Raw genomic sequence first — 12,057 nt, 5'->3', positions numbered from 1 at the left:
ACAGGATTGATATACGGATGCGGCTTGGGCTGTCCGCTGCGCAAGGGGTTAGGCCGGGGCGGGTTGGGACAGGCCCCCTATCCGAAAGGATGGGCGCGGGTCAGAACAGGCCCGCCTCGCGCGCGGCCATCGCGGCCTGAGTACGGTTGCTGACACCCACTTTGCGGTACAGCGTTTTCACATGCAGCTTGATCGTGGGCTCGGACAGGTCCAGATCGCGGGCGATCTCCTTGTTCGACTTGCCCTCGGTCAGACCTTTGAGGACCTGGCGCTCGCGCTCGGTCAGTTTCTTGGCCATCGGGTGGGTGTCGTTCGGTTGCTCGGCGCTCATGAAACCGACGGGCAGATATTGCTCACCCATGGCCATGAAACGGATGGCGTTTACCAGAGACTTGGCCGGCAGGGTCTTGGGCACGAACCCGGCTGCCCCCAGCTCGAGCGCACGTTCAGCCAGATCGCGCGAGGCATCGCCGGTGAACAGCGCCACATGCCGCGCGCGATCCATGCCAATGCAGGTTTCCAAACCGCTCAGCCCGTTCATGCCGGGCATGTTCAGATCCAGCAGAACCAGATCAAACGGACCTTCGGATTCGATCTTGGCCTTTGCGGTCGCAAAATCCGGCGCCGTGGTGGGTTCGATCCCGCCCGCGGCCTCGATGAAGGCGACGAGCGTGTCCAAAACCAGTTCGTGATCGTCGGCGATAAGAACTTTCATCAATGAACTCCATGTGCCTCTACCCAGACCTGAAAAGGTTAATAAACCATTGATGATTGGCGGTGAAGCCTACCGAACGGACAGGCAGATACCCGATCGGATAGGAGCAGCTGGCCGGATGTCCGCGCGGTGCCGCATCCGGGCCGCATCGGTCAGCCGATTTCTCCGCGCGCTCTCCCGATGCTCTTCTGTTGCAGTGCCGGCACAACGGGCAGGTTCAGGGCAACAGTACAGTTCATGTTCGGAGAGTTCCATGCACTTTCAAGCCGCTCACGCCCTTTTCGACGGCGCACACACCACGCCAGGCACCGCGCTGCCGATCACTGAAATCCTCGGGCAACCGGTGGTGAATGCAGAATCCGGGCCGGTCATCACCACGCTTTTGGATGGTCACCGCCGGACCGTCTTTTTCCTGAACGCCCATTGCGCAAATGTCCGGGCAAAGAATGACCAATATCGAGCAGCCCTGACGCAAGCCGACCTCGTCCTGCCCGACGGAATCGGGGTCGAGCTTGCCGCCGCGATGCAGGGCGAACGCCTGGCCGAGAACCTGAACGGAACCGACATTGTCCCGCGCCTGGTCCGGCGCGCGGCCAAGCTGGGGCAGTCGGTCTATCTGCTGGGCGGAACGCCCGGCACCGCACAGGCGGCGGCAGCGCGCCTGCAAGACACGGCGCCCGGCCTGAGGATTGCCGGGTGCCGCGACGGGTTTGGGGGCATCGAACGGACGGAAGAAGCCCTGGACGAAATCAACCAGTCCGGCGCAGACATCCTGCTGGTGGCCATGGGCGTTCCGCTGCAAGAACTGTGGATTACGCGGCACCGCGCACGGCTGAACCCGAACCTGGTGCTGGGTGTCGGCGCGTTGTTCGACTTTCTGGCGGGCAACGTCCGGCGGGCGCCTGGGGTCGTTCGGCGGGTCCGGGTGGAATGGGCGTGGCGGCTGGCGATGGAACCGCGCCGCATGGCCCGCCGCTATCTGATCGGAAATTTCGAATTTCTGGGCCGGTGCGTCGCCCAGGCTCTTGGCGGGCTGACGCCAAGCCGTATTCTTGACCTGACCGTCGCGCTGGCGGCCATGACGGTTCTGGCCCTGCCGATGCTGGCCATTGCCGCCCTTGTCCGGCTGGACAGCCGCGGCCCGGCCCTATTCCGGCAGACGCGGGTGGGCAGGAACGGGGTACCTTTCACCGTCTACAAGTTCCGCTCGATGACCACAGACGCCGAAGCGCAAAGGGCCAGCCTGCTGGCGCAGTCCGACCGCGCGGGCGTGTGCTTCAAGGCCCGTCACGATCCGCGTGTCACGCGGGTGGGCAAGGTTCTGCGCCGCTTTTCGCTGGATGAGCTGCCACAGGTCCTCAACGTGTTGAAGGGCGACATGTCGATCGTCGGACCGCGCCCTGCCCTGCCTGAGGAGGTCGCCAAATACCCACCCCGCGCGCTTGAACGCCTGGACGTCCGCCCCGGGATCACCGGCCTGTGGCAGGTGTCGGGCCGGGCCGCCATCGACTTTGACCGGATGATCGATCTGGACACGGCCTATGTGCGGTCCCGCTCGGCCCTTCTGGATCTGATGCTGATTGCCATGACCGTGCGGGCCGTCGTGTCCGGCCGCGGCGCCTACTGAGAAAACCAAAGGAGAATTGATATGACCAAGATTCGCAAAGCCGTCTTTCCCGTCGCCGGACTGGGCACAAGGTTTCTGCCCGCGACCAAGACCGTGGCCAAGGAAATGCTGCCCCTGATCGACCGCCCGCTGATCCAATATGCCGTCGACGAGGCGCGCGCGGCCGGGATTGAAGAGTTCATCTTCATCACGTCACCCGAGAAAACTGCGCTCGAGGCCTATTTCGGGCGGAATACGGCGCTTGAACGCAAATTGAAGGATGGTGGCAAGACCGAGCTTTTGAACAACCTGCGCTGCGCCGATCTGGAGGATGGCAAATACTGCTTTGTCCGGCAGGACGCGCCCCGTGGATTGGGCCATGCGGTGTCGCTGGCGCGCGAGTGTGTGGGCAATGAGCCGTTTGCGGTGATCCTGCCCGATGACGTCATCAGCGCCCGACGCCCGGCCCTGTCACAGATGGTCCAAAGCTATTGTGACCAAAGCGGCCACATGGTTGCGACCCAATCCGTGCCGTCCGACAGGATCGGGTCCTACGGGGTGGTCGATATCGCCCTGCAGGCCGGGCGTGTGCAAAAGCTGCGCGGCCTGGTCGAAAAGCCCAGCCCCGAGCAGGCGCCGTCGAACTACGGTATCGTCGGGCGGTATATCCTGCAGCCATCGATCTTTGATCGTCTGGCCGGCCAGGCACCGGGTGCGGGAAATGAAATCCAGCTGACCGACGCCATCGCTGCGGATGTCGAAACCGCTGGCTGCTCGGGCTACGCCTTTGCGGGTGAACGCTTCGACTGCGGGTCGGTCGCCGGATATCTTGAGGCCACCGCGGTCTTTGCCCTGCAGCGGTCAGAGCTGCGGGAAGGGTTTGAGCGGATCATGGCACAGCGCATGGGCCACCTGCGCCCGGCCGCGTAACGGCGGGCACCTATCCGTTCGGATAGGTGCTTATCCCGATGCCCGTCTGTTGCCCGGTCAAGCTTTCTGATCTTGTGCAGTTGGACACTAGGAGAATGACATGCGGATTTTACTTGCAGCCCTGGCAATGGTTCTGACCTTGGGCCAGGCACAGGCCCAGGATCTGGCCGAACCCACCGGAGAGGTGGTTCTGACGATCACCGGCAACCTGACCCAGTCCGGAGCCGAGGATGGTGCACGGTTCGACATGGACATGTTGAAAGCCTTGCCCGCGCGGACTTTTGCGACCTCGACGATCTGGACCGAAGGTCAAAACACCTTTGTTGGCGTGCCGTTGTCTGTGGTGCTAAAGGCAGTCGGTGCAGATGGAAGCATGATCCGCGCCACGGCGATCAACGACTATGCGGTCGAAATCCCCATGGACTCGGTCACCGAAAGCGACCCGATCGTGGCCTATGAGATGGACGGCGCCGAGATGTCGCGCCGGCAGAAGGGTCCGCTGTGGATCGTCTACCCCTATGACAGCGATCCGAAATACCAGACCGAGGTGACCTATTCGCGCAGCATCTGGCAACTCGATCGTCTTGAGGTCGTTAAATAGCTTGCAACCGGAATGAGTGCAGTAATGAGTAAAGCGCAGTGAACAATCGATGAGGCTCGGATTGAGCGATACCGATACGCAGGTTTTGCGCCGCCGATGGGTCTTCGGGCTCATCGGCTTCGGCGTTTTGTTGGGTCTGGTCGCGGTGGCGTGGTTGTCGGCGCAGGTGTTTACCGATTTCAACGATCGGCGAGCGGCGCCTTCGGACAATGTCCAATGGACGCTGTCGCAGGTCGAGGTCGACTATCTGTCCTACCTGAACGCTCTGGAAACCGCGTCGGCGGCGCAGGACGCGCAAAATGGCACGTTGGATCTGGTGCGCCGGCGGTTCGATCTGTTTTACAGCCGTGTCGATACGCTGGCCCAATCCCGTGTGTTCCAGCCGTTGCGCCAGGATGACCGGTTCCGCCTGCCGTTGGAGCGGGTGACCCGGCACCTGAACGCCGCAATCCCCTTGATCGACGCGCCGGATGCCGAGCTGTCCGAACAACTGGACGATCTGAAACGCGCGGCCCTTGAGATCGGTCCGCATGTCCGCACGTTGGCCGTTTCCGGCATCTCGTATTTTGCCACCGAGTCAGACCAGCAGCGCACCCAGACCGCGGCAAACCTGCTGCGATTGGCGATTCTGTCGGGGGCCTTGCTTCTGACCCTGGGCGCCGTCAGCGCCTATCTTCTGGTGGTCAACCGGCGCGCCACGCGCCGCGGCCGGGCCCTGCGGCAGGCGAATGAACGGATGAACACGATCCTCTCCACCTCGTTGGACGGGGTGATCGTGGTCGATGCCAAGGGCGATGTGATCGAGTTCAACCCAGCTGCCGAGGCAATATTCGGCTATGCGGCGGATCAGGCTCGGGGGCGCTCGATCGGTGACCTGATCGTGCCGCCGCATCTGCGTGAGGCACATCGCGCCGGCATGGTGCGCATGCAGTCTGGTGGAGAACGTCATGTCGTCGGCAAAGGCCGTGTCCAGTTGGAGGCGATGCGCGCGGATGGCGAGCAGTTCCCGGTCGAACTGGCGCTGCAGTCGGCCCGGGCGGGCGATCAGGAAATCGTCATCGGCTTTGTCCGCGACATCTCGCAGCAGGCGGCGGCGCAGCAGGAACTGATCCATGCCCGCGACCAGGCCCTTGCCGGCGAAAAGGCCAAGGCCGATTTCCTGACCGTGATGAGCCACGAGATCCGCACGCCGCTGAACGGGCTGCTGGGCAACCTCACGCTGTTGAAAAACACCCGCACGACCCGGGAACAGGCACGGTTTGTCGAGAACATGGAAATCTCGGGCCAGATCCTCCTGAGCCACGTCGACACCGTTCTGGACATCGCCCGGTTCGAGGCCGGGAAACTGTCGGTGGCGTTGCAGCCCTCGAACCTGAACGACATCCTGCAAGAGATTGTGGACGGTCAAAGCGGCAACGCTGCCTCGCGCGGGAACTCCATCTCGTGGCAATGGGTGGGCGATGCGCGCCCCTGCGTCGCCGCCGATGCCCAAAGGTTACGGCAGATTCTTCTGAACCTTGTGGGCAATGCCATCAAGTTCACCGAAAACGGCCGGATCTCGATCGAGGTCGAAGTAACCGAGCCTGGCCCAACGGCCGGCGTCAACATCTTTGAATTCCGCATCATCGACACGGGTATCGGTATCGGCCCTGATGAGGTCGACGTCATCTTTGACGATTTTCACACCAGCGATCCAAGCATCGGTCGGGCCGCCGGCGGCACCGGTCTGGGCCTGGGCATCGCACGTCGGTTTGCTCGGGCCATGGGCGGCGAGATCGGCGTTGAAAGCACACCCGGCGAGGGCAGTGTATTCTGGGTTCGTCTGCCGCTGCAGGACGCGGAATTGGACGCCAACCTTGACAGCGACCAGCCAGAGGTTCAGCACGCCCAGCCGTTGGACGTGCTGGTGGTCGAAGACAACGAGATCAACCGCGAGGTAATTTGCAACATGCTGAAACTGGACGGTCACCGGGTGACGGTTGCCGAGAACGGCCAACTGGGCGTGGACGCGGCGGCTGCGCATCGGTTCGACGTTATCCTGATGGATATCAGCATGCCGGTCATGGACGGCCCGACGGCCACGCGCCACATCCGCAGCGGGGGCGGGCCTTCGGCGGAGATACCGATAATTGCCGTTTCGGCCAACGTGCTGCCTGATGCGGTCGACGCGTTCCGCGCCGCCGGTATGACAGCCTTTGTCGGCAAGCCGATTGCCCTAGATGCCTTGCGCAAGGTCTTGTCGGTGGTCACCGGCCCCGGAGCTTCGACCCGGTCCGAGGACGAAACGGATCATATCGGAGAGCTGCGCGCCAGCCTCGGCGCCGAAGTCTTTGACCGGTTGCTTGGCAAGTACCTGTCCGAAGGGGATGCCGTTGTCGCTCAGCTTGCCGGACTGGACGGGGGTGAAGCCGATCTGGACCAGGTCGCGCAGGAGTGTCACAGGCTGGCGGGAAGCGCGGCGACCTTTGGTGCGATGGGGTTCCGCGATGCGCTGATTGCGATCGAGATGGCCGCTAAATCCGCAGACCGTCAGAAAGTCGCCGAGCTGTTGAGCGGTTTGCCCGAGATTTGGGAGCGGGCAAAGGCTGCCCTGCCCGCCCCCGGTGCGATTAAGGGATAAGCAGTGCGGCGGCCCCGACGATGCCCAGCGACCGGGCGATTTCGGTCACTCCGGTGACCTTGCTGTCGTAACAGGCTACGGCATCACCTGGCAGAACATAGGGATCGAAGTCGTCGCGGTCTCCGCGCCGCAGCAGCTTTTCGATATTGCGCTCGATCACGACCGAGGATCCGGTCACGGGATTGCGCGTGAACAACACCGCGCTGCGGTTGGCGTTTGTCGTCTTCGACCCGCCGACGCAGTTGCTGTCGACCACGGCCTGCAGGAAACGGGTGCCATAAGGCACTTCACGCACGTCGCGCCCGATGGCGGATTCGGCATTGCCCGCAGCGGGTTGGGTCAGGTTCGACATGTATAGCGTCACGCCGGGCGGGCTGATCGGGCTGGGGCGCATCAGCGCGTCCTGGAAGCAGCCGCGGCTGTTGACCACGATCTGGTCGCCGGTCAGCAGCATGATGTCGGTCGGGTCCGATCCTTCGAACACGCCGCGCAGATCCATGCGATAGATGCGCCCCTGGCGGTGCAGTTCGACCGCTGGCAGATCGGCATCCGGCCGCACCCCGCCCGCGGCCCGCAGCGCCACCGACAGGTTGCGCCCCTCGGTCGAGGCCCCCAGTGCGCCCTGGCGCCGACGGTCAAGGGAGTCCCCCGGAACTCCGCCGATCTCGACCGAGTGCGGCTCGAACACCGCGCCGCGCACACCTACTGTCACCGAGGCGAAATCGCTGACCCGTACGGTCACGCGGGGTTCGATGTCATAGAACTGGGCCGCAACCAGAACGCGGGCCACCTCTTGTTCGACCTGCTCGGTGGTGCGGCCCTGGGCGCGCACGGGCGGCAGGTAGGGCAGCTTGAGGTCTCCGTCACGTGAGACGACATAAGCGTCGCTCAGCAGGTCGTCCCCTTCGATGGTGATCTGGACCATGTCGTTGCGCGACAGTTTCTCGCCCAGCAAGGGGCTGAGCGCCGGTTGCGACCATTTCGCATAGGTATTTGCGCCGTGATCGCCGGCCTGCGGCATGCAGGTCTGGCCGTTCATCGCGGCGGCCTGCAGCAATTGCGTATCGCCCCGCCGACGACCGGGTTCGCGATATTGCGCCTGATAACTTTCGCCGCGCGATACGGCTTCGATGTTGCGCGGGGTCTGCATGCTGCTGCACCCCAGCAGGGTTGAGGTGCTGACGGCCGTAATAAGGAAGGTCTTGAAATTCATGGTCATTTTCATCTCCTGATCTGTCACAGAAGATAAACCGCGCCGCGCGCCCTGCGTCAGTCCGGCATCGGGATGGCGGTTTGTCCCATTCGGATAGGTCCCTCTCCGAACGGTCCCCTGCCCCGTCCGACCGCGTCCGGGACACAGACCCTGGCCACCCGTACAACAGAACCAACAACTGTTTTTCGGGATAACGGCGTCATGACGCACAGCTTTGCACGATCAGGGTTCCTACAGCATCTTTTGGCCTACACCGCCTCCGAAGTGGCGGCCAAGGCGTCGCGCCTGGTCGTCGTGGTGGCCGTTGCCCGTACCCTCAGCCCCGAAGCGATCGGTCTGGCCGCAGCAGCTCTGGCGGCGGGCGACATCCTCAAGGCGCTGACCGAGAATGGGGTGAACCAGCGTATCATTCAGGCTCCGTCCGAGGAGCTGGCGCGGCGGTGCAACACGGCGCACCGCATCTTCTGGGTCTGGTGCGCGGGGCTGTGCCTGCTGCAACTGGCGGTCGCGGCGGCGCTGTTCATCATGGGCCACACCATGCTGGCGATGCTGCTGGCGGTGCTGGCCGGGGAATACCTGTTCATGCCGGCGGGCCTGGTTCAGGCCGCACTGGCAATGCGCGAGGGCAAGCTGCAGCAGACCGCCGCGATCGCCGGCGGGCAAGTCGTGGGGGCCAACACCCTGACGGCGCTGCTGGCGGTGGTCTGGGCTTCGCCCCTGGCGCTGGTCCTTCCGCGCCTGCTGACTGCACCTGTCTGGCTGGTGCTGATGCGCCGCCTGCGTCGGTGGTCGCCTGATCGTCAGGCCGGGTTTGCAGCCTTGAAACCTTTCGTGGTCTACGGCTGGGCCGTTCTGGGCGTCGAACTGGTCAAGGTTCTGCGCCTGCAGGCAGACAAGCTGGTGGTGGGCGCGATGATGGGCGCAGAGGCGCTTGGCATCTATTTCATGGCTTTCAATGCGGGGCTTGGGCTGGCGACTTCGTTCACGCAAGCCTTCTCGGTCGTTCTATTCCCGCATCTGTGCGCGGCCGAGGACAAGCATGGGGCGCTGCGCCACGGGCTGGGCCTGTCTCTGCTGATCCTGACGCCGCTGGTTTTGCTGCAGGCGGCGCTGGCCCCGGTCTATGTGCCGCTGCTGCTGGGACAGGGCTGGGCCGAGATCGCCCCGGTGGTATCGGTTCTGTGCCTTGCAGCCCTGCCGACGGTGATCTGGTCGGCGGTCGCCGGGTGGCTGCGGTCGGAAAACCGCCCCGTCACCGAATTGCGGGTCAGCACGGTTCTGGCCGCGGCACTGATCGCGAATACCGCCCTGATGGCGCCGCTCGGCCTGATGCCCGTCGCCGTCGGGTACGTCTGCACCTGCAGCGCCATCATGCTGGCCGCATCCTGGGCGCTGCTGCCGCGGGGTTCTGCAATCACTCAGGAGGCGCGCGCCCAATGACCCGGTTTTCCATCATCGTTCCCTTCCACAATGACGCGGCAACCATTGCCGCCACCCTGAATAGCCTGCTGGGGCAGAGCTTTGCGGATTTCGAACTCATCTGCGTGGGCGACAAGCCCTCGCGCCAGACGACCGAAGTTGTCCGGCAATTTTGCGCGCGCGACGCCCGGGTGCGGGTTGAGGTCAACCCCAATCGCGGCCCCAGCTCTGCGCGCAACCATGGTGCAACTGTGGCCACCGGCGACATCCTCGCGTTCTGCGACGCGGATGACCTGTGGGTCACCGACAAGCTGGCCCAACTGGACCGGTTGTTTGCAGATACCAGCATTGATGCGGCCTTTGGCCAGATCGGGTTCTTTTCCGAAACCCTCGGCGATTGTCCGACGCGCTCAACGGTTCCCACCGATCCCCTGACCATTCCTGACCTGCTGGCGGAAAACGCGGTGTGCACGATGTCGAACCTTGCAGTGCGCCGCCTGGTGTTCGCTGCTGTCGGCGGGCTGAACCCGGCTGCGGTCCACAACGAAGATCTCGAGCTGCTGATCCGCTTGGCAGGCGAAGGCCACGTGATCATCGGGGTTGACCGCCTGCAGGTCTGGTACCGGACCAGCGGCAGCGGTCTGTCTTCGGACCTCGAGGCGATGCGGGCCGGGCGCGCACGGGCGGTTGCAACGGCGGCCCGCTATGGCGTTGCGCCGTCGCCCGCGTCCGAGGCGATCTACATGCGGTATTTGGCCCGGCGCGCACTGCGTCTGGGGGCGGAACCGTCGATGGCCCGCGCCTATGCCCGCGCCGGTCTGGCGCTGAGCGCGCGCAGCTTTCTCAACCCAATCCGGCGCGGTGTGCCCACTGCACTTGGCGCGGCACTGGCCCCGGCCCTGCCCCGTCCGATCCGTCAGGCGCTGTTTGCCCGCTGATCCCAACCAGGAGACCCAAAATGCCCCAGGCATCCATCATCGTTCCCGCCTACAACACCGCCGCGACCCTGACCGAGACTCTGGCTTCGCTTCTGTCGCAGACCCACGATGATTTCGAAATCATCATCGTGGATGACGGCTCGCAGGACGAAACCCCCGCCATTGCCCGCGCCAATGCTATCGACCCCAAAGTGCGGGTGATCCGGCAGGAAAACCGCGGCCTCGCCGGGGCGCGCAATACCGGCATCGCGGCCGCTCGGGGAGAGTTCGTCGGCTTCTGCGACGCCGACGACTTGTGGCTGCCCGAAAAGCTGGCCACCCATGTGCGTCACCTGCAGGCCGAACCCGACCTTGCGATCAGCTATTCCGGCAGTGCCATGATCGACGAGGGTGGTCGGCTGATGCGCGTCCGTCAGTCGCCGCGCCTGCGGGACGTGACGGCGGCGCATGTCCTGAAACGCAACCCGATCGGCAATGGGTCGGCAGCGGTGATGCGCAAATCGGCCTTGCTGGATCTGGCCTACCGTCCGGCGTTCGAGACCAAGCGCGACTGGGTCTTTGACGAGACCTTTCGCCAGTCCGAGGACATCGAATGCTGGCTGCGGCTGATGTTGACGACGGATTGGCAAATCGCAGGCGTGCCGGGGTTGCTGACCCGCTACCGGATCCATGCGACCGGCCTGTCGGCGGCCTTGGACCGGCAGTTGCAGGCGTGGGAGCGGATGGTTGACAAGCTACGTCCGCTGAACCCCGAATTCTTTGCCCGGCACGAGGCGGCGACGCGCGCCTACCAGCTGCGTTATCTTGCCCGCCGCGCGGTCAGCAATCTGGATGCGCACAAGGCTTGGGAGCTTGCGCAGCGGTCGATTTCAACCAGCGCCCGGCCCCTGATCGAAGAACCCGCCAAAACGCTGACCACCATCATCGCGGCCGCAGCCCTGCGCGCGGTCGGGCCGGCGTCTGTTGTTCAAGCCGGCCGCCTCATGCGCCGCCAGACTTCCATCTGAACCGAGGTTTCCAAATGTCCAAGATCACCGTTCTTCACCTTGTTGATGACACCACGGCCGGCGGAGTCATGCGTATGCTCGACCATCTTTCGCAGCTGCCCGAACTGGCCGACGAAGTCCACCAAGAGGTTCGCCCGGTCAAGCGGACCGCCTTCAGCTGGGGCAATTTCGACGCCGATGTCATCGTGTGCCACATCGCCCCCGGCTGGCGTTGCCTGCCGGCCTTCTCGGCCTTGCGGGCGATGCATCCCACCACGCGGCTGGTTCATGTCGAACACAGCTATACCCGGTCATTCACCGCCTTGAACGTGCCGCACAAGCGGCGGTTCTTTGCGATGCTGCGCGTGACCTATTCGTTGTTCGATCAGGTTATCGCCGTCAGCAAGGCCCAGGCCGGCTGGATGGCCGAACGTCGGTTGGCGCCCGCATCCAAGCTGAGCGTGATCTCGCCGCAGGTTGACCTGAGCGCAGTTGCGCGCGCAGCCGGGCCGGTCGAGGCGGCCCGGGTCATCGGTGCGATCGGACGGCTCGAGCCGCAGAAAGGCTTCGATCTGCTGATCGAAGGATTTCGCATGTGCCCCAACCCCGATGCACGGCTTGTGATCTTTGGCGAAGGCAGCCAGCGCGACCGCCTTGCAGCCTTGGCCGCAGGTGACCGGCGGATCGAGTTTCGGGGCCACGCCGACGACCCGGCCGAAGCCTATCGGGCCGTGGACGTGGTGGCGATGCCCTCGCGGTGGGAGGCCTACGGGTTGGTGGCGGATGAGGCGCGCGCGGCGCGGCGTCCGGTTATCGTCAGCATGGTCGACGGTCTGCGCGACCGGATCGGGGCAAGCGGCGTGATCCCGTGCGGGTCCGATCCCAAGGCGTGGCGCAAATCGATCGAGGCGGTTTTGGCAGGTACGCCGCCGGTGGTTCCCGTCCTTGCGCCCAAGGCTGACAGATCCCGCTATGCACAGCGGTGGCAGCAGGTGTTCGATCCGGCCAAACGGTTGTGAGGGTGGCGTG

10 protein-coding genes are annotated in these 12,057 nt (G+C 64.3%); 8 read left to right on the top strand and 2 right to left on the bottom strand.

Going from position 1 to position 12,057, the window contains the following annotated elements; translation table 11 throughout:
• Positions 1-100 precede the first annotated feature (100 nt).
• On the bottom strand, positions 101-715 hold the full coding sequence (locus tag K3752_RS18905; RefSeq protein WP_170341595.1) for a LuxR C-terminal-related transcriptional regulator: 615 nt from the start codon (positions 713-715) through the stop codon (positions 101-103).
• A gap of 253 nt (positions 716-968) precedes the next feature.
• Between K3752_RS18905 and K3752_RS18900 the strand changes: the two genes are divergently transcribed.
• The 4 genes from K3752_RS18900 (at position 969) to K3752_RS18885 (ending at position 6,472) form a co-directional block, all read left to right on the top strand.
• Entirely contained in the window at positions 969-2,342 is a 1,374-nt protein-coding gene (locus tag K3752_RS18900; protein WP_260066533.1) for a WecB/TagA/CpsF family glycosyltransferase, read from the top strand.
• A gap of 21 nt (positions 2,343-2,363) precedes the next feature.
• Positions 2,364-3,251 carry a UTP--glucose-1-phosphate uridylyltransferase gene (locus K3752_RS18895; RefSeq protein WP_170367261.1) on the top strand — a complete coding sequence of 296 codons (888 nt, stop codon included), beginning with the start codon at positions 2,364-2,366 and terminating at the stop codon, positions 3,249-3,251.
• A gap of 100 nt (positions 3,252-3,351) precedes the next feature.
• Positions 3,352-3,852, top strand: coding sequence for a molybdopterin-dependent oxidoreductase (locus tag K3752_RS18890; RefSeq protein WP_260066531.1), 501 nt, complete (start codon positions 3,352-3,354; stop codon positions 3,850-3,852).
• A 61-nt stretch (positions 3,853-3,913) separates the two neighbouring features.
• Positions 3,914-6,472, top strand: coding sequence for a PAS domain-containing hybrid sensor histidine kinase/response regulator (locus K3752_RS18885; RefSeq protein ID WP_260066529.1), 2,559 nt, complete (start codon positions 3,914-3,916; stop codon positions 6,470-6,472).
• Here K3752_RS18885 and K3752_RS18880 read toward each other — a convergent pair.
• On the bottom strand, positions 6,462-7,691 hold the full coding sequence (locus tag K3752_RS18880; RefSeq protein ID WP_260066527.1) for a polysaccharide biosynthesis/export family protein: 1,230 nt from the start codon (positions 7,689-7,691) through the stop codon (positions 6,462-6,464). The two genes, K3752_RS18885 and K3752_RS18880, sit on opposite strands and share 11 nt — an antisense overlap.
• A gap of 195 nt (positions 7,692-7,886) precedes the next feature.
• Between K3752_RS18880 and K3752_RS18875 the strand changes: the two genes are divergently transcribed.
• From K3752_RS18875 to K3752_RS18860, 4 genes are read left to right on the top strand one after another with little or no spacing between them, the layout of a single operon-like run.
• Entirely contained in the window at positions 7,887-9,125 is a 1,239-nt protein-coding gene (locus K3752_RS18875) for an oligosaccharide flippase family protein (protein ID WP_260066525.1), read from the top strand.
• Positions 9,122-10,042 (top strand): glycosyltransferase family A protein, encoded by a 921-nt coding sequence (locus K3752_RS18870; RefSeq protein WP_260066523.1) that lies wholly within the window; start codon positions 9,122-9,124, stop codon positions 10,040-10,042. Before K3752_RS18875 ends, K3752_RS18870 begins: the two co-directional genes overlap by 4 nt.
• Before the next feature lie 20 nt (positions 10,043-10,062).
• Positions 10,063-11,049, top strand: coding sequence for a glycosyltransferase family 2 protein (locus tag K3752_RS18865; protein WP_260066521.1), 987 nt, complete (start codon positions 10,063-10,065; stop codon positions 11,047-11,049).
• Between the two features lie 14 nt (positions 11,050-11,063).
• On the top strand, positions 11,064-12,047 hold the full coding sequence (locus K3752_RS18860; protein WP_260066520.1) for a glycosyltransferase family 4 protein: 984 nt from the start codon (positions 11,064-11,066) through the stop codon (positions 12,045-12,047).
• Positions 12,048-12,057 lie beyond the last annotated feature (10 nt).

This window comes from Ruegeria sp. B32 (assembly GCF_025141855.1).
GTDB classification, from domain to species: domain Bacteria; phylum Pseudomonadota; class Alphaproteobacteria; order Rhodobacterales; family Rhodobacteraceae; genus Ruegeria; species Ruegeria arenilitoris.
Note: the sequence above shows the minus strand (reverse complement) of the source record. Positions and strands in the feature narration are given on the sequence as shown.